Genomic DNA, 24,960 nt, shown 5'->3' with positions numbered 1-24,960 from the left:
CCATTCTGAGTGAGCGACACTCAAGATTCATGAATCATTTTCTAAAATGATTATATCAAATCAAAATACCCCAAAAGGCCTTTTCCGAAATCTCGGAAAAATTTTTTATAAAAAATAAAAAGGGAACTCAAATCCCTTTTATATCCCACTAGTTTTTTACAGATTCATCAAATATTTTTTGATAATAAGCCTTCATCTCTGGCAAACCCAATTCATCAAAAAGACGGATAGAACTCTCCATTTTAGCTTTCCCATCGACAGCTTTGCCAGATTGATAAAACAATAAGCCAAGAGTAAAGCGAGACATATTACGGCAAAATAAATCCTTTTTATAAGGTATTAAAGCAATATTAACATCTTCCAAGAGTTTTTGAGCAATGGAAAATTTATTCTCACTAATATACTTTACAGCTGCTCGGCAAACAATTTGGACAATTTTTTCACGATATTTTTTAACTTTGAGATAGTGCAAATTTTCTTTCCAAAAGTCTTTCATCAAAGAGAGAGTCAAACGGGTATTCAAGTGTTCTACAACAAACGAAAGAATACTTAACTCAAAATATGACCAAACTTCGATATTAAACATTAAATCAGTAACTTCAACTTCTTCTCGCTCTGTCAATCCATATAGCAAATTTTGAGTCGCAAGAAATATCAGTCGGTTTCCTTGTTCATTATCATATTTTCTAGATTCATTATTAATCGCTTTTAATTTTACAGTATCTTGCATATAATTCGCATCTTCAATTTCATCACAAATCTCAACAAAATAATCAGAATGGTAATTGTTAAAAAAATATTCAAACTCAGAAACTTCAATATGCATTAATTCTAAAGCTGCATCTAATTTATCAAATCTAAGAATAAACTTTCCGCTTTCAAAATCTGACAGTGATGATTTTGAAAGACCTACTTTTTCAAAGTCAGTTAATCTAAAGTTTCGTTGCGTTCGTAAATCATAGAAAATTTCTCCCATTATAGAGATTGCTCTATTGTTTTTTACCATTCCATATTCCAGCGTTTCAATTTTTTTGATCAAATTTTACTACTTTTTTAACGAAAAAGCAACAATAATTTCACTTTGTTCAAATATAAGTTCTTTAGATTACAAAACAAAAAACGCAAAGCTTTCAAGCTTCGCGTTTTAGCTTATTTCCACTAAATCCACTTCACAGTACTTACAAATTTTCCAATTCTTCCATCGCTTCTAAAAGAGTTAGCTCTAGCTCATCTTTTTCATCATTAAAGCGGTCAATTTCAGCTTGTAATTCTCCTAATTTAACAAAATCAGCGGTATTTTCTTGCATTTCCAATAAAAGCGCTGCGATTTTTGTTTCCAAATCGGCTAGTTTCTCTTCACAAGCCTTGATTTCGCGTTCTACTTTACGTCGATTCTTTTGAGCTTCTTTCTGAGCTGTAAAATCTTGTTGAGCTAAACTTTCTATTGGTTCCCCATTTTCTGAAGAATTACTCTCAGCTTGTACCTCTTCTTTTTTCTCAACATAATAATCATAATCTCCCAAAAATTCTGTACTTCCTTCGGGAGCAATTTCTAAAACTTTGGTAGCTACTCTATTGATGAAATAGCGGTCATGAGAAACAAACAAGATTGTCCCTGGAAAATCAATCAAAGCATTCTCCAAGACCTCACGTGAATCAATATCCAAGTGATTGGTTGGTTCATCTAAAACTAAAAAGTTATCGTGATCCATTGCTAATTTAGCAAGTAAAAGACGGGCTTTTTCACCACCAGAAAGCATCCCAACCGTTTTCTTTACATCATCTCCACTAAAAAGAAAGGCTCCAAGCATATTGCGAATTTCAACTTCATTAAGTAAGCGATGCTCATTCCATAATTCGTCTAAGACAGTATTGGAAGCTGTCAATCTTCCTTGTTCTTGGTCATAATATCCCAAAGTAACATTGGCACCCAATTTTGCTTGACCTGCTAAAAATGGAATCTGTCCAACAATTGACTTAATCAATGTTGTTTTACCTACTCCATTTGGCCCAACAATAGCAAGGGACTCGCCTTTACGCTCGTCAATGTTAATCGGACCAGAGAGAAGATTATCTTCATAACCCACCGTTGCTTCTGAAACGGTTAAAACAACATTTCCAGACGTTTTTTCAGGAGTAAAAGTAACATTGGCCGATTTATCATCACTTGTTGGTGCGTCTAAACGCTCCATTTTCTCCAACTTTTTACGACGTGATTGTGCCATTTTAGTCGTCGAAGCCCGAACTAAATTTTTGGCAACATAATCCTCTAATTTAGCAATTTCTTTTTGTTGTTTTTCAAAATTTTTGAGCTCAGTGAGTAATTTTTGCTCTCTTTGTTCGACATAGCGCGAGTAGTTTCCAGAAAAACGAGTCAATTCTCCTCGCGACAACTCCAAGACCTCATTAACTACTTTATCCAAAAAGTAGCGGTCATGACTGACAATCAATAAACTTCCTTCGTAATTTTTAAGGTAATTTTCAAGCCAAGCTAAAGTTTCAATATCCAAGTGGTTAGTTGGTTCATCCAAAATCAAAAGTTGTGGTCTTTCAAGCAACATCTTAGCAAGAGCCAAACGTGTTTTTTGTCCCCCCGATAAACTTGAAATTTCTCTTTCCCACATTGTTTCATCAAAACGAAACCCATTTAAGACAGACTTAATTTCAGATTCATAAGTAAATCCATTTTTAATCCGAAATTCTTCTGATAAAGCATCGTAACGTTTCATCAAAGCTGTCAATTCATCCCCAGCAAGTTCTCCCATTTGCAATTCCATCTGGCGCAATTGTTTTTCCATTTGGCGAAGCGAATCAAAAACAGAGAGCATTTCTGCAAATATTGTCCTTGAGGAATTCAGCCCAGTATCTTGCGCTAAATAATTCATTGTCAAATCTTTGGTCTTGGATACAGTTCCGCGACTCGCTTCTTCAACTCCAGCAATAATTTTAAGCAAGGTTGACTTACCAGCTCCATTTCGGCCAACTAGGGCAATTCTTGAATGGTCTTGTAAACTAAAATTGATATTTTCAAATAAAACATCGCCACCAAAAGTGCGTGCAATTCCATTCCCTTGCAGTAAAATCATGATATTTATCCTCTTCGTTAAATCTCAAAGCATATTTTTTAATACTTCGTTTTTCCTTTTCATATGATAGAAAAGCAGTCCTTCTATTATAGCATTTAAGGCAAGCTTTTTGTAGTTCTTCCAAATTCTTGAAATTAAAAAGCTTACCAAATCTGATAAGCTAAAATAAAATTAATATTAGACTAAAATTAATCTTTCACGCAATTCAATTCTCCTAACTTCTGGTGGAATAAACGCTCTGATTCCATCCTCGTTAAAACCAATCAATAGATAGTCCTCGTCAAAAATTAATGGTCGTTTTAGAAGACGTGGATTTTCCTGAATTAATTTAAATGCTTTTTCTAGTCCTAATTCATCGAAATTATAATTTAAAGATGCGTATGTTTTCCCTCGGGTCGCAATTATATCCTCAAATCCGTTTTCAGTCAAGGATAAAATTTTGATTAAATCATCTTTTTCCATAACATCTTTTGATAAATTTATTTCTTCAAATTCAATGTGACGCTTACGCAACCATTTTTTAGCTTTTCTACAAGATGAACATGAACCACTAAGATAAATTTTAATCATATTTTCTCCCTGTCTATTTTTTCATATTTCTATTTTAACATGAAAGCGCAATAATTAAAAGAGTAAAATAAACATTTTTTTAGAATTATAATTTATTTCTCATTTTAAACGAATAATCCATTCCTTTTGTTTGATAATTTCACAAATTTTTGATAAAATTATCACAAAGAAACTAAATATTAATTAGTTTTAATAAAATCGAATTAAATTTTTGAGGTATAACAATGACTGATCATAAACCAAGCAAAAGCTTGCCTAAAGCAACTGCTAAAAGACTCCCACAGTACTATCGACTGTTTAAAAGTCTTGTCGAAGAAAACGTGACACGCACAAACTCACAACTTATTTCAGAAAAAATTGGAGTAGATGCTGCCACAATTCGCCGTGATTTCTCTTTATTTGGTGAATTAGGCCGACGTGGATACGGCTATGAAACAAAAGTGCTCCGTGATTTCTTTGGAGAACTTCTTGGCCAAGACCAAGAAACGCATATCGCTCTAATTGGTGTCGGAAATCTCGGTCGTGCATTACTTCATTATCAATTCCAAGATAGAAATAAAATGAGAATCACGCAAGCCTATGATATTTCTGGCAATCCCTTAGTTGGAACACAAACAGATGATGGAATTCCAATTTATAATATTTCTGATTTAGAAAAAAATGTTAAAAAATCGGATATCAAAACAGCAATTCTCTCTGTTCGCAAAGAAAATGCCCAAGAAGTTGTTGACACTCTAGTCAAAGCTGGTATCAAAGGTTTCCTAAACTTTGCCCCAATTCGTTTGAAAGTCCCTTCAGATGTGGTTGTTCAATCAATTGACTTAACTAAGGAGCTGCAAACACTACTATTTTTCATGAACGGTAACAAGCAAGAATAAAATAAATATAAATTAAAAACGGCATAATATAGCCGTTTTTTCTATTTTAAAAATAACTAAAAACTATAGAAATAAAAAACTCGTACAACAAAATTACAACATATCATTAGATTTAATCTTGTTTTGTTGTAAATTTACAACAGCAAATAAAAATAAAAAATGCCAGCAAATTGCTGACACCCATGTTTAAGATTTTCATTATAACATATAAAACAAATAAAAAAGCCGCTCCGAAGAGCAGCTTAACTATAGAAAGGAGATGAAATTCCACAATCATCCCGAGTATATTATAGCATAAAAAAACGCCCACCATTTGGCGAGCGTTTTAAAGAGTGAATACATCACAAAAGTAAACATCTAGAGTATATCATTTTTACAATATGTTAGCAAGAATTAGAATTAAAAAAAGCACCTCTATTTAAAAGGTGCTCAGAAAGATATTTTATAATATACTTTTAGGGTAAATTTATTATATAAAATATTTTTAATTCATTCAAATAAAAAGCCTCCAAATTATGAAGGCCGAATTGAAATTAGTGTTACGGAACAAATTATACTTAATGCCCGTTTCCGTTGTAAAGAAAAACGCCCTTACCTTGAAAAGGACGCTCACTGTGCTTCTAAATATTTAGCTATTTGTATTTGGAAGGACAACTATGATGATTGAATTATATCAACATTTATAAAGTTAAACAGTAACATTTGTTAACAAAAAAGACCCCCAATTAAGGGGTGTCAGTGTTAGAAACTTAATTATAGCAAACTTCTTAACGAGAACAAAGAAAAACGCCCCGGAGGGCGAGATCTTACTTCGAAATTAATTATTTCTAGAGACAACTGCTTGAGGGAAAGCTTCTTTTTTAGTATAAATAATTTTTATTTGTTTAGATATAGGGCTATAATTTTTGCTTAATTCTTTTACAATTTCTAACATTTCTTTACTCATAATTACTCCTCTTCAATATCGAAATAAAAGATTTTGATAAACTACTTAGATTATTATCTCATAAATAAGTATATTAATCAATAACTTCATCTACGACTTTTAATTCTTTATAACCTTTAGTAGACATAAATACATTGAATTGTTCAGATTTAGAAAATTTCTTGAATATCGGCCATGACATGAAATCATTTATCATACTTGTTTCATCTTCATATGCTTCTTTATCTTCATTTATTACCTCTTCAAATTCTTTTATTGCCTCTTCATAATTTTCATCTAAAATTTCTAGGCACATTTGATGTCGATGATCAGCTAAAGAAAAATCCTCTTCTTTCAATAATTTTTTTAATTCTTTTGTTTTATCAATCCATTTAAGACTCTGCATATAATTTATACACAATAACATTTTCTCAGAAGCTTTCAGGGCATCTCTGTCTTTCCATAGCATATTATAAATCTCATATGCAACTTTATTTTCACCAATTTTCAGATTTTCATATGCAATTGTTTGATAAAAAGAAAAGATTTCTTTCCTATTTGTTGCAAAATTTTTCTTAGTAACATAGTAGCTAGATTTTATTCCTACGATATAAATTAAAGATAAGTTTTCCAGTAAATATTCTTCGTTTACAGAGATTCTACTTCCAATCATTTTTTTCTTTTGTTCATCCGAATAATCATTTTTAAGTGTATTTAAATATTTTTTGTTAATTTTCGAATTACTATGTATAATTAAATTTCTTTTTAGAAAAAAGTCAACAAAGCACTGTTCTTCTTTCCCAACTAACTCGTTAAAAAATTCTTTTGATGTATTTTTCCCGATATATTTTAACCAATGAATTTGACTCCCTCGCATGATATCTTCAACCGTTTTTTCAATTAGATAGTCTTTTGCTTCTTCTAAGCCACCAAGTTCCTCAATTTGCTTAAAAGTAAGAGTTTTTTCTTGAATTTTTACTGATTCATCTTTTATTACTAAAAATGATATTAAGTTCGAAATTAGTGACTCAAAAACATTACTAATCGTAATCAGAGAGGTTTCATTCAAAAGCCTTGCTTGCTCACTTCTTTTTAGCTGCTCATCTTGATATAATTTGATATTTGACCGCATGTTTCTATCATCGATACTCAAAACTATAGAATTCGATTCATTATCAATAGAGAATACAACCCCTTCTTTTATCCCATTCGATTCCTTCGAGAAAATGCTCAAAATCTCATCAAAAATTTATTTCGGTTCTGCATCAAAATTTATTTTTTCCATCAAAAAGTTATTCTCAAGTTTTTTCAACTCTTCAACAAACCGACTTGAATTTGCTCGGAGATCAACATACATTTTATTCAATAAGTTAAATAAAGTAAATATGGCTTGTTCTTCTTCTTTCAAGTCAACACTTAATTTAAAAGTTGTCCCCATAATTTCTTTAATCGATTTAATATACCTTCTGTTTGCCAACATTTGTGATGAGAATTGTTGAGTATTCTCAAATACTTGCTCCATATTTTTTCCATATCCCCTTTAAATAATTTATTATACATTTTATACCAAAAACACCCGCCGAAGCAGGGGATATTTAAATAAAATTTAAAGATCCTAGCTTTGGACAAGGGATTCTTAAAATAAGACGCTAATTAGAATTTAGTTCATAAAGAGGATATGGGATTCGAACCCACACACGCTTTTACACGCCTGACGGTTTTCAATACCGTTACCTTCAGCCAGACTTTGGTAATCCTCCGAACTACTAAATTAGTATATCATTTAATTTTAGATATTACAAGAGAAAAACGAACGTGTAACATATACATTGCTTTTTTTCGTTTAATAAATTAAAAAAGCCCTGACCGAAATCAGGGTTAATTGTTAATAATTTAGAGTTTGACCAGCATAAATCAAATTAGGGTTTGAAATACCATTCATTGAAACTAAACTTTGAACTGTTGTTCCTAAACGACTTGCAATTGATGAAAGATTATCGCCTGAGCGTACGGTATAACTTCGTGATGTAGCTTCAGATTGACCGCCTGTGAAGCGAATAACCTGACCAGAGTAAATCATGTTCGGATTAGATAAACTGTTCTGACGAGCCAATTCTTGCCAGTTTGTGCCCCAATTTGAAGCAATTCCACTCAAAGTATCGCCTGATTGGACGATGTGAGTTTGAGTATTTCCAGTTGAATTACTTCCTCCTGTATCTAGTGCTTGAACATCACTTGCGGCAACCCAGCTCATGATATTATCAAGCAAGACTTTACTGCCTGATTTTTGAAGGACCTTGTATGAGTTTTCCTTAACCCATTTAGGAATTGCTTGACCTGTTGAGTAATTCGTTGCACTAAACTTGATTGTGACAGTCATTCCTTCTTGGATTTCACTTGGTGTCACTTCGTTGGCATCTTTACCGTCATCAGTGGCTGGTGTGTCAGTATCAGGTTTTGTTGCGTTTCCGTCTTCATAACCTTTGTCAGTAATTCCTGTTAAATCCACATTTCCGTCAAGTCCGCCAGCAACATAAGTTGAGGTGAATTGGAATACTGAAATTCCGTCCATACTTGGGAAAAAGCTATAGTTTGGAACTGGTGTCACTTCGTAATTTGGATATGCCGCAATCCATAGTGAGTTAGGAAACTCTTTGATGATTTGCTTATAATTGACATTTGCCAAAGTGTAAGGCTTATCAGAATAATACATTGGAGTATATCCAGCAGCTTTTACACGTCGCATTCCGTAAAGAATCGCATCAGTATTGGCTTGTTTATCTCCACTTGCTCCACTTTCGTAGTCTAAAGCAACAATAGAGTTTTTTGGAGCTATACTATAAAAGTGGACAGAAAATTGTGTGTTATAATCTGTCTATTAAGACACAAAAATGAAAGGACTTTTATGTCAGGTTTTAAACGTTACGACGAGGATTTCAAACAATCGCTCGTTAATCTCTATCAAACTGGTAAAACACAAACTGAACTCTGTAAAGATTATGGGGTATCTTCTTCTGCACTTGCAAAATGGATTAAGCAGTACTCTCAAGTGCGTCTTGAAGATAATACGGTGTTGACTGCTAAACAGATTCAAAAATTACAAAAAAGGAATGCCCAACTAGAGGAAGAAAATCTGATCTTAAAAAAAGCGAGTGCCATATTCATGCAAAACTCCAAGTAAGATTGAAAGCCATCTATAGACTCCGATTTGAACACACGACAGTTATGCTCTGTCGTGTTTTACATGTCAATCGTTCCACCTACTATAACTTCATAAACAAGAGGCCTTCGAAGCGTGAAGTAGAAAATCAACGCTTGAGAAAATTACTTCTTGAAATCTATATGAAAGCCAAGAAAAGAATCGGAACAAGAGCTTTTAAAATTATTCTCCTGCGTGATTATGGCGTCAATATTTCTGAAGGGCGTATCTTAAGACTTCTCAAGTCTATGACACTCCCTAAAATGTCAACCATTAAACCTCGTTTTTATTCAAACAAATCGCCCGAATTTTCTTCTGATAATCTACTGAAACAAGAATTTAACCCGAACTCCCCAAATCAAGTGTGGACAACTGACTTCACTTATATTTCTATAGGACCTAAACGACATATTTATCTCTGTGCTATTCTTGACCTCTACTCAAGGAAATGTATTGCGTGGAAAGTAAGTGATCGAATTGATGCCAAACTCGCCTGTGATACCTTAGAGATAGCTATAAAGAAAAGAAAACCTAAAGAACCAATCATTTTTCATTCTGATCAAGGCAGTCAATTTAAGTCAGCTTCCTTTAGAAAGCTATTAGATGAGCATCAATTGCTTGCTTCTTACTCCAAGCCTGGATATCCTTATGATAATGCCGTGACTGAGGTCTTTTTCAAGTATCTTAAACAACGAGAAATTAATCGCAGAACTTATCACTCCATTCAAGAAGTTCAACTCTCTTGCTTTGAATACATCGAACAATTTTATAACAATTATAATCCTCATTCCGCCAACAATGGTTTAACTCCAAATCAGAAAGAAGAAAATTATTTTAAGAAAATATAGCTCATTTTGTGTCTAAATATTTGACATTAGTCCAGTAACGTTTTCTATTAGTGGTTTGTATCCTTTTTCCAAATTCAATCATTGCTCGAATTTCAATGGATTTTGCCAGTCCAATGCCTGAAATTTCTCTGAGTTCATTAATCGAAGCTTTGCGCAAATTATCCAAAGTTTCAAAATGTTGAAGAATTTCCAAGGCCAAATTTAATGATGAGTATTTTTTTGTCCCTGTTCGCAATAATATCGCTAACAGCTCAACATCAGACAAGCACTCTTCTCCTAAAAATTCTAAGCGTTCCCTAGGTTGCATCGGATACGGATTTTCTCTTAGTTCATACATACTATTATATACGGAAAAATCTGGCCTTTGTCACTGACAAAAGATTAATTAACCAAAAAAGTTCTGATAAATCTCAGAACTTTTTATTTTTAGTTATCATTTTACTGACAGAAATTTCTGTCAGTAACTTTTATTCAACTGTTACTGCTTTAGCTAAGTTACGTGGTTTATCAACATCAAGTCCACGTTGCATTGACGCATAATAAGCAATTAATTGTGTTGGAATAACCATTGAAATTGCTGACAAATAAGGATGAACTTGGTTGACAACAATTGTATCATCTTCACGAGCCACTCCTTCTTCAACAATTGTGATAGCTGAGGCTCCACGAGCCACTGTTTCCATTACATTTCCACGAGTATGAGCTGCTACTTCTTCATTATTAGAAATTAAAGCAAGTACTGGAGTTCCTTTTTCAATCAATGAAATCGTTCCATGTTTTAATTCTCCAGCAGCAAATCCTTCACATTGAATATAAGAAATTTCTTTTAATTTGAGAGAAGCTTCCATTGCTACATAATAATCTTGTTTTCGACCAATATAGAAGGCATTGCGGGTAGTTGGCAATAAGTCAGCTACAATTGCTGCAATTTCATCCTTTTCAGATAAAGTGGCTTCAATTGATTGAGCAACTAAAGACAATTCTTTAACTAAATCAAATTCTTTTGCTTTAATTTCTCCTTCAGCCTCACCAACTGCCTTTGCAAGAAAAGCCAAAGTTGCAATTTGTCCTGTATATGCTTTGGTTGAAGCAACTGCAATTTCTGGTCCAGCACCGATTAACATTGTATAAGTTGCTTCGCGTGATAAAGTAGAACCGGGAACATTTGTAACTGTTAAGCTCGGAAGTCCTAATTCATTTACTTTTACTAAAACCTGACGGCTATCAGCTGTTTCACCAGACTGTGAAAGGAAAATAAAGAATGGTTTTTGACTCAACAAAGGCATGTCATAACCCCATTCTGAAGCAAGACCAAGTTCAACCGGTGTATTTGTCAAAGATTCAAGCATCATTTTTGCCCCAAAACCTGCATGATAAGACGTTCCGGCGGCAATAATATAAATACGATCAGCCTCTTGAATTCCTTTGATAATGTCTTGATCAACTTTCATTGTTCCATCTTCATTTGCATAAGTCGCAATGAGTTTACGCATAACTGCGGGTTGCTCATCAATTTCTTTGAGCATGTAGAAAGGATAAGTTCCTTTTCCAATGTCAGATAAATCAAGTTCAGCTGTGTATGACTCACGTGAAAGTATATTACCTTCGTAATCCATAACTGTAACATTATCTTTTGTTAACACAACAAGCTCTTTATCGTGAATTTCCATAAATTCAGACGTTTCACGAATCATCGCCATAGCATCTGAGCAGACCATGTTGTAGCCTTCGCCAAGGCCGATTAATAATGGTGATTTATTTTTGGCAACATAAATTAATTCTGCATCTTCGCTATCCATAAGAGCAAAGGCATAAGAACCTTGAATTAAGCTTAGAGCTTTTTTGAATGCTTCAAGTGTTGATAATCCTTCTTCTTCAGCAAATTTAGCAATTAAATGAACCGCAATTTCAGTATCGGTTTGTCCTTTAAAAGTATCATTCATCAAAAATTCGTTTTTAAGTTCAACAAAATTTTCAATCACACCATTATGTACTAAAATAAAGCGACCTGATGTTGAAGTATGTGGATGAGCATTGTCTTCCGTTGGTTTACCATGAGTAGCCCAACGTGTGTGACCAATGCCGGCTGTTCCTGAAACATCAATCCCTAACTTTCCTCTTAAGTCTGCAATACGTCCGACAGATTTAACTAATTTTGCTGCTGTTTCTTGACCATTTACAAAAATACCTGCTGAATCATAACCACGATATTCAAGTTTTTCTAGTCCTTGCATCAAAATATCAGTTGCATTTTTACTACCTACAACACCAACAATCCCACACATAATAAAGCTCCATTTAACTCACCTTTAAAATTGGTATAGTTAATTATTTTTCTAATATTTATTTATAAATAGCATTATATTACACTTATTTGTCGTTGTCAAGTATAAAACTTCTAATAAAACTCAAAAAGACGATAATTGGTATAATTTGTTTTCGACATTAATAAAAACCAATTGATATCAATTGGTTTTTTTAGATTTTTCTTGATACTTAATATATGCGGGGTAAGTAAGTAATAGAATACTAATTCCTTCGAGAAATCCGCCGATTGTATCACTTGGATAATGTACCCCTACAAAAATTCTTGAAAACATTACTAATGCAATTAATATAATACATAAAATGCCTAATAAAATTTTAGAAGAACGATTTTTAAGTTTTCCTAGACAGATAAAGAAAATACTTCCAAAAATAATTGTTGCAAAAATGGAATGTCCGCTTGGAAAACTTTTCCCAGCTTCATTTGCAAAAGCCGTCAACCGATGAATATCAGGACGTTCCCGACCAATAATTACTTTAATAGCAGTATTTAAAGCAAGGCTTAAAACAACTGTTGCCGCAAACCAGATTGTCGCTTCTTTCTGTTTAAAGAGAAGATATAAAACCAAAGCAAGTAGAACTGCGACAATTATTCCACCTTTATCTCCAAAAATATTTGTCATATGAGAGAAAAAGTAAGTGAGTCCTGAAGAGCTTTGCAAATGAAAAGCCCAAGTTTGAATTGGTCGATCAAAAGGAAATGGACCATGAGTAAAATCAATTTTAACAAAGAGAGTTAAAATTAAAAAGGCAAGGGTGGTAATAGCACCCGAAATATAATAGATTTTTTTATTCATAATTAATTAGTTTTCTATAGACTCCATTAGGAGATGAAAAATTGACCCTTTCGGAGAATTATTTGAAACAAAGACTTTGGCATCATTCAATTGTGCATATTCCTTCGCAATTGCCAAACCAAGTCCTGTTCCAGGAATTTCACTTGAACGAGATTTATCAATTCGATAAAATCGTTCAAAAATATTATCTTTTTCTTCTTCTGGAACGCCAATACCTTCGTCAGCAACCTGAAAATCAACTTGATGATTTTCCAAAGTAATATTTATTGTAATTTCTGAGTTGGAAGGTGAATATTTTCCAGCATTTTCAAGAAAGATAATAATAATTTTGTATAGCGCCATTTTATCTATACTGACAAATAAATCTGTTTGGATATCAAAGTTTATTTTTTGTCTTAGCGCGGGTTGAATTTCACTGACCACTTTGTCAGTAAATTTACTTAAGTTAATTCTTTCTTTTTTCATTTCTAAATGATTACCTCTAGAAATGGTCAGTAAATTTTCGATTAAAACTTTCATTCTCATTGATTCTTCATCAATATAGGAAAGTGACTCATCAACAATTTCTGGATGTTCATGCCAACGTCTTTTGAGTAAATTCACATGTCCACGAATTGCAGCAACTGGCGTTCTTAGCTCATGTGAAGCATCCGAAACAAATTGTTGCTCATTTTCAATTTTTTGATTCAGTTGATTGAGCAAACGATTGAAACTTTGACTTAACTGATGAACTTCAAGAGGATTTTTACTGACAGGAACTTGTTTAACATCCTTTCCATCAGTTGCCACCACAATATCTGTCAAAGGCTGACTAATCGTTCTGGCCGCTTTTTGAATTAAAATCAAAGCAAGGAAAAATAGGAAAATCATGACAGCAATAATAACTAATATAGCTCTAATCATTGATTTAACTACAACATTTATATTCAACCATAATTCGGCTTTGGTTCCATTTTTAGAAGTTTTTGAACTATATAAAAAAATATCATCTCTTAATAGACTAAAATTCCCCCAAGATTTTCGTGATTTTAAAAAATTTGTTGTTCCCTGACTTTCTTCTCTTTGACCTGAAGGACTTGTCAGTCGAACAAATGTAGCTTTTTCGTCTTTTTCACTATCAAGTTTAAATTCATCCCAATTCACTTGCCCATTAGTTGCTGCCGTTTGAACGGAATTTAAAAGTGCCGCTCCCTCACTCTTACGGATTTGTAAACTTGTAAATGCAACAATTCCGGAAACAATGATTGTAATCAACAGACTAAAAATTAAAAAAATACGGACAAAAGTATCGGTAATAATTTTGGCACTTGTTTTTGATTCTATTTCTTTCATTCGCTAATTTACTTTACTATTTTTTAAGGAAGAGTATGAGCCCTCTTTTGAAATATGTGCTTTTAACTTACGGTATTCTAATAAGGTTAAAATAATCATCAATACGTCAACTGCACATAAAACGAGCATTGAAATTGACCCATGATTAAAAAATTCAAAGATTTGATAAAGAATAAAACTAACTAAAAGTAATATTGATAAGGGGTATGACCATAGAATCTTTTTCCAGAGCAGAGCCAACGTCACCAACTTTAGTGCACCATGTAAAAGTAAATATACAATAGCAAATAAAGTAGCATCATTGGTCAGTCTTTCTCCTGCATTTGTAATCATCGTAGAGAGCGGGCTTAGAGAAATAGCCAGTGCAAGATGGTGAATAGTTGCTTTAATTAAATCAAGTGGAACAAAGATTAAAAGTAAACCTGATATAAATTCAACAAAAGCAAAAATACTTTTACCCAGAAGCATTGTGTTAAAACTAACATCTAATAATTCTTCTTTATTTTTCACTTTATTCAAGGCTACCTCTTTTCCTCTCTCAGTTTTCGTTATTTAAACGATAACCTATACCACGAACGGTTTCAATGAGAGATTTATGATTTGGCAAATCAATTTTAGCACGAAGGTAACGAACATAAGCATCCACGGTATTTTCCTGACCATCAAAATCCATGCCCCATACATCATCCAAAATATCTGCTCGACTTATCACTATACCACGATGTTCTAAAAAATAGCTTAACAAAGAAAATTCTCTTTGAGTTAAATTGACTGTTTTACCAGCCACTTCTGTTGTATGAGCACTTAAATCAACTTTTAAGTAATCAAGTTCATAGACCTTGGAAGAAGAATTTGACCATTTCCTAAAAATCAACCTCAGCCGAGCCAATAGCTCCTCAATTTCAAAAGGTTTAGTAATATAATCATCTGCTCCTGCATCAAGACCGGCGACTTTATCTCCAATATAATCACGCGCCGTCAAGAAGATAATTGGTGTATCAGGCTGAATTTTTTTCATTCGACGTAATACTGTCAAGCCATCTAATTTTGGGATCATCCAATCAAGCAAAACAACATCAATAGCAGGCTTAGCAGTTTCAAATATTTCCAAAGCAGAAAGAGCATCAAAAGCGGTTGAAACTTGATAATCTTCAAAAATCAACTCTTTTTTGACATAATCAGAGAGACTCGGTTCGTCTTCAACAATCAAAACATGGTAGCTCATTTGGCACCTCGCCTTTCTATAAATGCAAATGTAATCAAAAATTTTTATTTACTTGCTCATTATAACAAGCATAAAACAAAAAAACCATACGGTTTTTCTGAATAATTAATGATAATTTATCATTTTTAATCTTCGTTAATGAAGTCTTCAATCAAATAACGAGGACGTTGTTTAACTTCCAAGAAGATTTTTCCGATATATTCACCAATTACACCTAGAGCTAATAGATTAGCCCCACCAAATCCAACAATTGCCAACATTGTCGAAGCCCAACCTGCAACGTCAGAACCATTAATAAAATGGCGAGCAATAATATAAATTGCTCCTACAATAGCTAGCAAAAACCAAATTAAACCAATCCAAAAAATCAAACGCATCGGTGCAGCTGATGTTGAAGTAATTCCATCCAGCGCAAAACTAATCATTTTTTTCAAAGGATACTTACTTTCACCGGCAAAACGTTCTCCACGTTTATAATAAACGATATCAGATTTATAGCCAACCAAAGGAACCATTCCTCTTAAGAAGAGATTTTGTTCAGGAAATTGAGCTAAACCGTCAAGGGCACGGCGACTCATTAAACGAAAATCAGCATGATTAGGAACACTTTGGCTCCCCAAACCTTGCATTAATTTATAAAAAGCTCCAGCGGTTCTTCTTTTGAAAACTGTATCAGTGTCCCGATTATCCCGTACACCATAAACGATATCACAGTTCTCATTTTCAAATTTTTCAAGCATTTCATCAATTGCATTAATATCATCTTGCAAATCTGCATCCATTGAAATAACACAATCTGCTAAATTTCTCACGGTCATTAAACCAGCGAGCAAAGCATTTTGATGTCCTCGATTTCTTGAGAGATTAATCCCACTAAACATCGGATTTTCATTATGTTTTTCTTGAATTTTTTCCCAAGTCTTATCTTTTGATCCATCATTAACATAGACAACTCTACTTTTTGGACTAATAATATTATTTGAAATCAATTGTTCATATTTAGCCTTGAGACGTTCGGAAGTTTCATCAAGTACCAGTTCTTCATTGTAACATGGCACGACCATATAAAGAATCTTAGTCATATTCACTCCTTAATTTTTTTCTTTTTAAACTGCTTTTCTATTAAACCTAAACTTGCTAAAGCAATCATAACAGGGGCAAATTGATAAAGGTAACGTGAATTTGTTTCCCATAGAATAAGGAAAAAACTCAATCCAACAAAGGCCAAAGCTGGAATAAACCAGGGATTTGACCAATTTCTCTTGCTGATTAAAATTCGCCAGATTTGACGCCACAGCAAAACAACTAGGCCAATCCAATAAAGGGTTTGAACAGCCTTTAGCATAAACCAACCTGTTATATTACCAGGGCCATCCAAAGAAAATGAGGTTCCTGATAAATAATCAAAGTAACGATTAATAAATTTATTTTCATGATGATAAGTATAAAACGAACTGTTCAAATCACCATATAGCCAAGTATAGGCCAACTTACGTCCAATTTGTCGCACAACTCCGACAGGTCCCATCTTCTTAAGATTATCTATGAAGAGTTGTTTGTCGGCCTCTTTTTTCGCTTCATAAGTTGGGAAAGATTCAGAATAGAGTCTCACTTTCTTATTGAATCCACCCGTTTTATTAGTTGGCGACCAAGACATAGCAATCCAGTGCATCATCGGAAGATTACGACGTTCATTAGCCTCTTGAGAAAAGGCTGGCTCGGTCGCAATAGTTGCTTCAACCATGAAATGTCCACCAACAAATAAAATAGCAAACATTGGAAGTAAAAGCAAAAGTTGTTTCCATTTTTTATTAAGTCCAAGGAAAATCAAAGCAGCAATAAGCACAATTAACACCGTTGGCTTAAATTCATAACCTATAACTGCCAACAATGTTGCCAAAAAATACCATAGAACTTGTTGAGTTATTTTTTGTGATTTAATGGCATAAATAAAGAACAACAAACTAAAGGATACAAAAGGAAGTGTAATCGTATCACTATAAAGTTGTGCACCATAAACGTAAAAAGGTAAGAACCCAAGGGCACAAATATTGTATAAGAGCGCATGTCTTTTCCCGCTTAAAGCCTTAACACCTAAGGTTCCAGCTAAAACTCCGAGACTTGTCAATAGTGCAGACACTGCTGTCACAACCCACATTTTTAGTTCAACACTTCCTGCAAAAGGAGAGAAAACTTGATTGAATAAAATCCCTAAAAATTGATTATTTGGATAACGAAGAAAATATCCTAAACGCGAAGCAGTTTCAGGTAACAGTCCAAAAGATTGACCATGGAGTTCTGTCGTAGAATTAAATATAACGAAATAGTCCCAAGCATGCTTACTATCAGGCACATGAATCATAAAAAGAAACGGCAAACTAAAAGTTAACAAAGCTACTACCCAAAAGCTTATTCGATAATATTTTGTTACTGACAAGTCTGTCAGTAACTCAATTTTACTGACAGACTTGCCAGTAGTTTCATTTTTATCCTTCGAGTCAAAAAGTTTTTTTGATAATTTATAAATTCCAACAAAATAAAAATAGGCTGCTATTAAAAGAATATTTCCTAACAAAAGCGCAATGATGTGATCTGCATTCCACACTTGCGTCAAAGAAATGGCAATCCCGTTAATTAAAAGAAAGAGTCCTATCATTAAGGCAAGACAGAATCCTTTTTTATACTTAATAAATACAATATTATTCATATTACCATTTTACCATAGCTTGGCTTTTGTTTCTTACAATAACCTTAATTTTTAGATGATAATTTCTCATTTTTTACTTCACATTTATAAACTACACTATAGTTAACGCTTACGACTCTAATTGCAACAGAATTTTTTCTTAATTCATTACTAAAGCAACTATTATTCCTAAAATTGTTCCACCCATCACTTGAATTGGTGTATGCCCCAATAATTCTTTTAAATTTTTGTCTACTTTGATTCCGGCATTTTCGACATTTTGTAACATCCGATTGATAATTCTGGCTTGATTTCCTGCCTGTCTTCTAATACCTTGGGCATCATATAAAACGACGAAGGCTAAAACAGTAGCAATAGCAAAAAGCGATGAATCAAATCCTTGTTTCAATCCAGTAGCCGTTGCCAAAGCAACAACCAATGAACTATGAGAACTAGGCATCCCGCCAGTTGCAAAAATTAATTGCCAATTAATACGATGTGTCCGAATAAGTTCGATAATTATTTTAATTAACTGAGCCAGAGCCCAACTCACAATGGCTGTCATTAAAATTTGATTATGAAAAATCTGATTAAAAAAGTTCATAATAGTCTCCTTTTACTAATAAAAACCTACTAACTATCAGTAACTCTATTATACATCATCTATCTTTTATTGATGTCTGATTTGCTGACAAATACAGAAAGTCTGTCAGTAAATATAGTTCAATTTTAAATACAAAAAAGAACAAGTTTAAACTTGTTCTCTAAGCTTTTCTAATTGTTCATTGAATATCTCAGGTGCATCAACTTGGAATTCCATAAATTCACCAGTTGTTGGATGGTCAAAACCTAATGTTTCAGCATGCAAAAATTGCCCTTTATTAGGTGTCAATGTTTTATTCGGTCCATAGAGTGGATCACCAGCCACAGGATGACCAATGTAATTCATATGTACACGAATCTGATGTGTACGCCCAGTTTCCAAGCGTAATGCAATCAAAGTATAGCCATAAAATCGTTCTAAAACCTCAAAATGAGTCACGGCTGGTTTTCCGCCAGAAACTACGGCTTGTTTTTTGCGATCTTTAAGATTACGACCAATTGGCGCTTCAATGGTCCCTTTATCATTAGCAATTTCACCATGGACAATCGCTAAATAACGACGTTTGCTCGTCTTATCTTTTAATTGTGCTGCCAAACTTTCGTGTGCTTTATCATTTTTAGCAATCATCAAAAGGCCACTCGTATCCTTATCAATACGATGCACAATTCCTGGACGAATTACACCATTAATGCTTGAAAGATCTTTGATATGATACATAATTGCATTAACCAATGTCCCTGAAGCATGACCGGCTGCGGGATGAACTACCATTCCTTGAGGTTTATTTACTACTGCAACATCTGAATCTTCATAAATGATTTCTAGCGGCAAATCTTCAGCAACGATATCAAGAACTTCCGCTTCTGGAACTTCAAATTCAATCCTGTCCCCTACTTTTACTTTATACTTTGCTTTTTTGGCTTCACTGTTAACAAACACTTTATCATTTTTGATAAGTTCTGTCAGTAAACTTCGTGAATATTCTGTTTGATTGGCAAGCGCCTTGTCAAGACGTAAGCCTTTGTTTTCTTCGTTAATTTTTATGATAGGCAAGTATTTTTTTCCTTTTTATAAATGTTAAATAAAAATTTCTGTCAGTGATTTTTTAATCGATTTATTTTGTTTCTTTGTCTGTCAAAATTGCAATGAAAAGAAGAACAAAACCAACAGATAATAAGATATCCGCAATATTAAAAATTGGAAAATTAATAAATTCAGTTTGGAACATATCAACAACAAATCCTTGACGAATTCGGTCAATAAAATTTCCCAAAGCTCCCGCAATAATTAAAGTTAATCCAATAAAATACCAGTTTTGTGCCATTTTTTTCCATAAAAACCAAAGGGCAACAACTAAGACGATCGGTGTTAAGACAAGGAAAAACCATTGTTGACCTGAAAATGAAGACCAAGCTGCTCCATCATTTTTGATATAAGTTAAACTAAGAACATTAAGCCAAATTTTTTCTGTATCTCCAAGCTGAATATTAGCAACAATCCAATTTTTAAAAATTTGGTCAGCAACAATTCCAACAACGATAATAACAAGTGACAGTAGTTTTTTCATGCTTTAATTATAGCATATTTCGCAATCTGATAGCTCGCTAGAACAGTTTTTATCCTATTTCAAAATAAAAAGCGCATTTAAATAAATGCACTTATAGATAAATTAGCCAATCTTTCTCATCAAATCAACCATTTCAATTGCTCCAACCGCTACTTCAAAACCTTTATTTCCAGCTTTTGTGCCTGCACGCTCAATGGCTTGTTCGATATTTTCAGTTGTTAGCACACCAAACATGACCGGAATATTAGAGTTTAAGGAAACATGAGCAATCCCCTTAGAAACTTCATTACAAACAAAATCATAATGAGAAGTTGAGCCTCTGATGACAGTCCCTAAACATATAATTGCTTCATATTTATTGGAAGTCGCCATTTTTTTGGCAACAAGGGGAATTTCAAAAGCCCCAGGAACCCATGCTATATCAATTTCTTCTTCCTGGACTCCATGTCTTTTGAGTGCATCTAATGCTCCTGACAAAAGTTTTGCATTGATAAATTCATTAAATCGAGCAACTACAATCCCATATTTTGCATTCTCTGTTCTTAAATTTCCTTCAATAATTGTCATATTTCTATCCTTACTTTCTATTTTACTTTAGTCAAACAAATGTCCCATTTTATTTTGTTTTACTTTTAAATAATCACGGTCAAAAGGGTTATCTTTGATTTGGAGAGCTACTCTTTCTTCAACTACTAGACCATATTTTTGAAAATCATTAATCTTTTGCGGATTATTAGTCATTAATTTTAATGATTTCACCCCAATTATTTTTAGAATTTGTGCTCCAATCGAATATTCTCGCTCATCTTCTTCAAATCCCAAAGCTAAATTAGCTTCAACTGTATCAAGTCCTTCATCTTGAAGTGAGTAGGCACGAAGTTTATTAATCAAACCAATTCCACGTCCTTCTTGTCGAAGATATAAAAGCACGCCACGCCCCTCATCATTTATTTTTTTTAATGCCTCTTCTAATTGTTCACCGCAGTCACATTTCAAAGAACCAAAAGCATCACCAGTTAAGCATTCTGAGTGAATGCGGCAAAGAATAGCTTGACCGTTACCAATATCTCCTTTAACTAAAGCAACATGGTGCTCACCATTTATTTTATTGACAAATCCTAAAATATCAAACATACCATATTTCGTTGGTAGCTTGGCTCTAGTCACTTGCTCTACTTGCAGTTCATTTTGCTTAAGATACTCTTGAATAGCTTTAATTTTGATATATTTCAAGCCCCACTCTTGCGCTTTTTCCTTCAGTTTCTCCTTACGCATCATTGTTCCATCTTCGTCCATTATTTCAACGCAGACACCTACTTCTTTTAAACCAGCCAGACGCAACAAGTCAACCGTAGCCTCAGTATGACCATTTCGCTCTAAAAGACCATTTTTCTTGGCAATAAGCGGAAATACATGACCTGGTCTACGAAAATCACTTGGTAAACTCTCGGCATCAACAAGTTTTTTTATGGTTAAGGCCCGTTCAAAAGCCGAAATTCCTGTGCTAGTTTCAATATGATCAACCGAAACTGTAAAAGCTGTTCCATGATTATCTGTATTTTTCTCTACCATTGCCTCTAATTGTAAATTCTTAGCATAAGTTTCACTGAGTGGTGCGCAAATCAATCCTTTGGCCTCACTTGCCATAAAATTAATTATTTCTGGACTGATATATTCGGCCGCACAGATAAGGTCGCCCTCATTTTCTCTATTTTCATCGTCACTAACGATAATCATTTCCCCTGCTTTAAGTGCAGCAAGTGCTTCTTCTACTTTATTATATTGGAACATTTTATCTCCTATAAAAATCCGTTGTTAAGTAGTTTTTCTTTAGTTAATGAAGATTCTTTCATCGAAGAACTACTATCGCCCCATAATTTTTCTATATATTTCCCCAAAATATCATTTTCTAAATTAACAGTATCACCCACTTTTTTATCTGCAATTATCGTCTCTTTGAGCGTATGTGGAATAATAGAAACACTAAAAGATTTCGACTTAACCTGAGCAACTGTAAGACTAATCCCATCAATCGTAATTGAGCCTTTTTCGACGATGTATCTCATTAAATTTAAGCTCGTTTTGATTTCAAACCAGATGGCATTTTCTTCTTTTTTTACTTCTAAAATCTGGCCAACTCCATCAATATGTCCTGACACAATATGCCCACCAAATCGGCCATTTAATGGCATCGCTCGTTCTAAGTTAACTTTGGCGCCCACATTTAAGGTCCCAAGATTTGAACGATTTAGACTTTCAGGCATAATATCAGCCATAAATTCTTTTTGATTAAATTCAGAAACGGTCAGGCATAAACCATTTGTTGAAATAGAATCTCCAAGTTTCATATCCTCTAAAATCAAGGAAGCACGGATACTAATTTTGGAGGATTTTTCTCTTTTTTGCAGGCGACTCACTTCCCCTATTTCTTCAATTATTCCTGTAAACATTAAAGAAGCTCACTTTCTAATAAAATATCTTCTCCTAGATGGGTTATTTGAGGACTTTTTAGGAGATAGGCTTGATTGGGTTGCTCGATTCCATGTCCTTCAACTGGACTTGGTGCTTCTTTTCCACCAAATATTTTAGGGGCAATATAAGTTTGAACTTTTTGGACTATCCCTGCTTTTAATGCCGAAGCATTTAATGTCCCTCCACCTTCCAAGATGATACTGTCAATCCCCTTTTCTCCTAACTTTTTGGTCAATTCTTTCAAATTCAATCTTCCTTCTAGGCAAGAAACTAAGATAATTTCACAACCCACTTTAAGAAAGGGAGCTTGTTTTTCGGGGTCAGACTCAGCTGTAGCAATAATCGTTGGAATTTCAGTAGCTGTAGAAACAATCTTGGAAGTTAAAGGACTTCTTAAATGAGTATCACAAATGATTCTTATCGGATTTTTTCCATTTTCCAACCTGACAGAGAGTTGTGGATCATCTAAAATAAGTGTTTCAACACCAATCATAATTGCCATAAAACGTGAACGGTCTTGATGTACTTTCTCTCTTGCAATTTCACCTGTAATCCATTTTGATTGACCTGCTGATGTCGCAATTTTTCCGTCTAAAGTCATTGCATACTTCATCATGACATAGGGAAGCCCTTGACTAACATAATAAAAGAAAATTTTATTTAATTCTTCACATTCTTTTTCTAAGACTTTGATAGAAACTTCAATTCCAGCTTCTCTCATTGCTTTAATTCCTTTTCCTGAAACCAAGGGATTGGGGTCTAAATGCCCGATAACAACACGCTTAATTCTATTTTTTATAATCGCTTCAAAACAAGGGGGTTGTTTTCCCTGATGCGCACAAGGCTCTAAGGTCACATAAAGCGTGGCTCCTTCGGGAGATTCGTTACAATCCTTAAAAGCATTGATTTCCGCGTGAGCTTCCCCATATTTTTCATGATAGCCTTGACCAATAATTCTCCCTTCTTTGACAATAAGGGCTCCTACTTGAGGGTTAGGGTTGACATTACCACCTCCTTTTTTTGCAAGTACAATTGCTAAATCCATGTAGTATTCGTCTTTTTTCATCTATTCATCCTTTCTAATAAAAAATAAGACCCTAAAATAAAATTTCAGGGTCTTTTGATAAATTTTCTATTTTTTTTCGAGCAAAAATGCAGCTCAAAAAACCAAAAATGGAGTGAATTATTTAAATTCACTCCAGAGTTTTAGGCTAAATAGACATAATACTGACTAGAGTATTATGGTTTTATTATCTTCTTTCATCCAGACTATACTGTCGGCCTCGGAGTTTCACCGAATCATGCTGCAAGCAGCTCGCGGGCTATACCGCCGGTAGGGAATTACACCCTGCCCTGAAGATTTATTCAATTGTAGCTAAAGTATAGCATTTAAATTTAAAGATTGTCAAGAAATAAAAACGTATTCTTTAAAATAGCAATTTCTCAAGTTAGTTACTAATAGTTTTCGCCTATTTATTTGCTCAAAAATTACAATTTTGCTAAAATGGCTCTATTAGAACATAGGATATCTTATCATGCAAGAAATAAAAATAAACCCTCAACTCACTTGGCTTTCTTTTAATGTCGAAGACCTTAGAAATACTTCTGAACTTGCTACTTATGGTATTGACTTAGAAACGCTTCAATATGCCGAAGATAAAAATGAACGTCCTCACACGGAGTTCATCCCTGATAGTCAAGACTTTGTACTGATTTTCAATAGTCTGGATTTACTCAATTCAGAAGTTCATTATAAGACGGTTCCCATTACTTTTGTAGCACAAAAAAATCGATTAATTACTCTTTATCATCCAGAAAATGAATATTTAATTAATCAAATTAAAAAATATTGTTTTCAAAATGAACCAGAAACAGTTTATCATCTTCTTTTCATCAGTTTATTTTTGATTTCAGAGGCTTTCTTTCCTTACTTAGAACAAATTGATAAATCAAAAGAAGAAATTAATCAAAAGTTGCGTGAAAAAACAACAAAGAAAAATTTGTTGGCCCTTTCTGATATTGAAACGGGAATGCTGTATATTGTATCTAGTGCCAACCAAAATACTCTACTACTTGAACAACTTAAAACAAAAAGTATTTACAGACAGTTCAATGAAACTGAAAAAGAGCAGCTTGAAGATGCAATTATCGAAGCACAACAGCTTGCCAGTATGACACACCTTAATGCTCAAATTCTTGAACAATTAGCAGGAACTTATAATAATGTCCTTAATAATAATTTGAATGATAATATGACAACTTTGACAATTGTTTCTGTACTTTTGGCAGGATTAGCAGTCATCACTGGTTTTTTTGGAATGAATGTACCACTTCCACTTACTAACCAAAAAGATGCTTGGGTTTGGATTATTGGTGCTTGTATTATTCTTTGGCTACTTTATGCGGCACTCTTTCGTTATATTATTGGTCGAAGACAATAAAAAAA

General features: G+C 33.6%; 23 protein-coding genes, 1 tRNA gene, 2 pseudogenes and 1 riboswitch. Of the genes and pseudogenes, 3 read left to right on the top strand and 23 right to left on the bottom strand.

Annotation, left to right across the window (positions count from 1 at the left end; genetic code table 11):
• Window positions 1–148: 148 nt before the first annotated feature.
• The 3 genes from MKX45_RS06380 to MKX45_RS06370 form a co-directional block, all read right to left on the bottom strand.
• Window positions 149–1,006: an XRE/MutR family transcriptional regulator gene (locus MKX45_RS06380; protein WP_057720303.1), complete on the bottom strand. Its 858-nt coding sequence runs from the start codon at window positions 1,004–1,006 to the stop codon at window positions 149–151.
• Window positions 1,007–1,178: 172 nt separating this feature from the next.
• On the bottom strand, window positions 1,179–3,086 hold the full coding sequence (gene abc-f / locus MKX45_RS06375; protein ID WP_057720296.1) for a ribosomal protection-like ABC-F family protein: 1,908 nt from the start codon (window positions 3,084–3,086) through the stop codon (window positions 1,179–1,181).
• 177 nt (window positions 3,087–3,263) lie between these two features.
• A complete protein-coding gene (locus tag MKX45_RS06370) occupies window positions 3,264–3,656 on the bottom strand; it encodes a Spx/MgsR family RNA polymerase-binding regulatory protein (protein WP_340816923.1) in 393 nt (130 codons plus the stop codon).
• 224 nt (window positions 3,657–3,880) lie between these two features.
• Here MKX45_RS06370 and MKX45_RS06365 point away from each other — a divergent pair, with 224 nt between their 5' ends.
• The gene (locus MKX45_RS06365; RefSeq protein WP_046124391.1) at window positions 3,881–4,534 is read left to right on the top strand and encodes a redox-sensing transcriptional repressor Rex; all 654 of its coding nucleotides are present in this window, start codon (window positions 3,881–3,883) and stop codon (window positions 4,532–4,534) included.
• An 817-nt stretch (window positions 4,535–5,351) separates the two neighbouring features.
• Here the strand turns inward: MKX45_RS06365 and MKX45_RS06360 are convergent.
• From MKX45_RS06360 to MKX45_RS06340, 5 genes and pseudogenes are all read right to left on the bottom strand, one after another.
• Window positions 5,352–5,480, bottom strand: coding sequence for a hypothetical protein (locus MKX45_RS06360; protein WP_264464017.1), 129 nt, complete (start codon window positions 5,478–5,480; stop codon window positions 5,352–5,354).
• Between the two features lie 73 nt (window positions 5,481–5,553).
• A complete protein-coding gene (locus tag MKX45_RS06355) occupies window positions 5,554–6,591 on the bottom strand; it encodes a hypothetical protein (RefSeq protein ID WP_340816922.1) in 1,038 nt (345 codons plus the stop codon).
• A 117-nt stretch (window positions 6,592–6,708) separates the two neighbouring features.
• Window positions 6,709–6,981 (bottom strand): hypothetical protein, encoded by a 273-nt coding sequence (locus MKX45_RS06350; RefSeq protein ID WP_340816921.1) that lies wholly within the window; start codon window positions 6,979–6,981, stop codon window positions 6,709–6,711.
• Between the two features lie 148 nt (window positions 6,982–7,129).
• Window positions 7,130–7,219 (bottom strand) — tRNA-Ser (locus MKX45_RS06345).
• A 125-nt stretch (window positions 7,220–7,344) separates the two neighbouring features.
• A pseudogene (locus tag MKX45_RS06340) lies at window positions 7,345–8,289 on the bottom strand (LysM peptidoglycan-binding domain-containing protein); the annotation flags it as partial.
• Window positions 8,290–8,364: 75 nt separating this feature from the next.
• Between MKX45_RS06340 and MKX45_RS06335 the strand changes: the two are divergent.
• Window positions 8,365–9,522: pseudogene (locus MKX45_RS06335) on the top strand (IS3 family transposase).
• Here the strand turns inward: MKX45_RS06335 and MKX45_RS06330 are convergent.
• From MKX45_RS06330 to ribD, 15 genes are all read right to left on the bottom strand, one after another.
• A complete protein-coding gene (locus tag MKX45_RS06330) occupies window positions 9,508–9,813 on the bottom strand; it encodes a UPF0758 domain-containing protein (RefSeq protein WP_340816920.1) in 306 nt (101 codons plus the stop codon). The pseudogene MKX45_RS06335 and the gene MKX45_RS06330 sit on opposite strands and share 15 nt — an antisense overlap.
• Before the next feature lie 160 nt (window positions 9,814–9,973).
• A complete protein-coding gene (gene glmS, locus MKX45_RS06325) occupies window positions 9,974–11,791 on the bottom strand; it encodes a glutamine--fructose-6-phosphate transaminase (isomerizing) (RefSeq protein ID WP_057720646.1) in 1,818 nt (605 codons plus the stop codon).
• A 180-nt stretch (window positions 11,792–11,971) separates the two neighbouring features.
• The gene (locus tag MKX45_RS06320; protein WP_057720647.1) at window positions 11,972–12,628 is read right to left on the bottom strand and encodes a phosphatase PAP2 family protein; all 657 of its coding nucleotides are present in this window, start codon (window positions 12,626–12,628) and stop codon (window positions 11,972–11,974) included.
• A gap of 6 nt (window positions 12,629–12,634) precedes the next feature.
• The gene (locus MKX45_RS06315) at window positions 12,635–13,960 is read right to left on the bottom strand and encodes a sensor histidine kinase (protein ID WP_057720648.1); all 1,326 of its coding nucleotides are present in this window, start codon (window positions 13,958–13,960) and stop codon (window positions 12,635–12,637) included.
• Window positions 13,961–13,963: 3 nt separating this feature from the next.
• Window positions 13,964–14,470 carry a DUF2127 domain-containing protein gene (locus MKX45_RS06310; protein ID WP_225513343.1) on the bottom strand — a complete coding sequence of 169 codons (507 nt, stop codon included), beginning with the start codon at window positions 14,468–14,470 and terminating at the stop codon, window positions 13,964–13,966.
• 28 nt (window positions 14,471–14,498) lie between these two features.
• Entirely contained in the window at window positions 14,499–15,185 is a 687-nt protein-coding gene (locus tag MKX45_RS06305; protein ID WP_057720649.1) for a response regulator transcription factor, read from the bottom strand.
• A gap of 125 nt (window positions 15,186–15,310) precedes the next feature.
• Window positions 15,311–16,267: a glycosyltransferase family 2 protein gene (locus tag MKX45_RS06300; protein WP_015426264.1), complete on the bottom strand. Its 957-nt coding sequence runs from the start codon at window positions 16,265–16,267 to the stop codon at window positions 15,311–15,313.
• Between the two features lie 2 nt (window positions 16,268–16,269).
• The gene (locus tag MKX45_RS06295) at window positions 16,270–17,892 is read right to left on the bottom strand and encodes a glycosyltransferase family 39 protein (protein ID WP_057720650.1); all 1,623 of its coding nucleotides are present in this window, start codon (window positions 17,890–17,892) and stop codon (window positions 16,270–16,272) included.
• 139 nt (window positions 17,893–18,031) lie between these two features.
• The gene (locus MKX45_RS06290; RefSeq protein ID WP_015426262.1) at window positions 18,032–18,475 is read right to left on the bottom strand and encodes a divergent PAP2 family protein; all 444 of its coding nucleotides are present in this window, start codon (window positions 18,473–18,475) and stop codon (window positions 18,032–18,034) included.
• 147 nt (window positions 18,476–18,622) lie between these two features.
• Window positions 18,623–19,528, bottom strand: a complete 906-nt coding sequence (locus tag MKX45_RS06285; RefSeq protein ID WP_003130995.1) for an RluA family pseudouridine synthase — start codon at window positions 19,526–19,528, stop codon at window positions 18,623–18,625.
• 61 nt (window positions 19,529–19,589) lie between these two features.
• On the bottom strand, window positions 19,590–20,042 hold the full coding sequence (gene lspA, locus MKX45_RS06280) for a signal peptidase II (RefSeq protein ID WP_340816919.1): 453 nt from the start codon (window positions 20,040–20,042) through the stop codon (window positions 19,590–19,592).
• Between the two features lie 102 nt (window positions 20,043–20,144).
• On the bottom strand, window positions 20,145–20,609 hold the full coding sequence (gene ribH, locus MKX45_RS06275) for a 6,7-dimethyl-8-ribityllumazine synthase (protein ID WP_015426261.1): 465 nt from the start codon (window positions 20,607–20,609) through the stop codon (window positions 20,145–20,147).
• 27 nt (window positions 20,610–20,636) lie between these two features.
• A complete protein-coding gene (locus MKX45_RS06270) occupies window positions 20,637–21,833 on the bottom strand; it encodes a bifunctional 3,4-dihydroxy-2-butanone-4-phosphate synthase/GTP cyclohydrolase II (RefSeq protein WP_340816918.1) in 1,197 nt (398 codons plus the stop codon).
• A gap of 8 nt (window positions 21,834–21,841) precedes the next feature.
• Window positions 21,842–22,492 carry a riboflavin synthase gene (locus MKX45_RS06265; protein WP_340816917.1) on the bottom strand — a complete coding sequence of 217 codons (651 nt, stop codon included), beginning with the start codon at window positions 22,490–22,492 and terminating at the stop codon, window positions 21,842–21,844.
• Window positions 22,492–23,580, bottom strand: a complete 1,089-nt coding sequence (gene ribD, locus MKX45_RS06260) for a bifunctional diaminohydroxyphosphoribosylaminopyrimidine deaminase/5-amino-6-(5-phosphoribosylamino)uracil reductase RibD (protein ID WP_015426258.1) — start codon at window positions 23,578–23,580, stop codon at window positions 22,492–22,494. The genes MKX45_RS06265 and ribD overlap by 1 nt, the downstream gene beginning before the upstream one ends.
• Window positions 23,581–23,762: 182 nt before the next feature.
• Window positions 23,763–23,879, bottom strand: a riboswitch (FMN riboswitch).
• Window positions 23,880–24,049: 170 nt separating this feature from the next.
• Here ribD and MKX45_RS06255 point away from each other — a divergent pair.
• The gene (locus tag MKX45_RS06255; RefSeq protein ID WP_003130981.1) at window positions 24,050–24,955 is read left to right on the top strand and encodes a magnesium transporter CorA family protein; all 906 of its coding nucleotides are present in this window, start codon (window positions 24,050–24,052) and stop codon (window positions 24,953–24,955) included.
• The last annotated feature ends 5 nt before the right edge of the window (window positions 24,956–24,960 follow it).

The organism is Lactococcus sp. FSL W8-0209, assembly GCF_038006585.1.
Taxonomy (GTDB): domain Bacteria; phylum Bacillota; class Bacilli; order Lactobacillales; family Streptococcaceae; genus Lactococcus; species Lactococcus lactis.
This window is presented reverse-complemented; position numbering and strand designations above follow the sequence as displayed.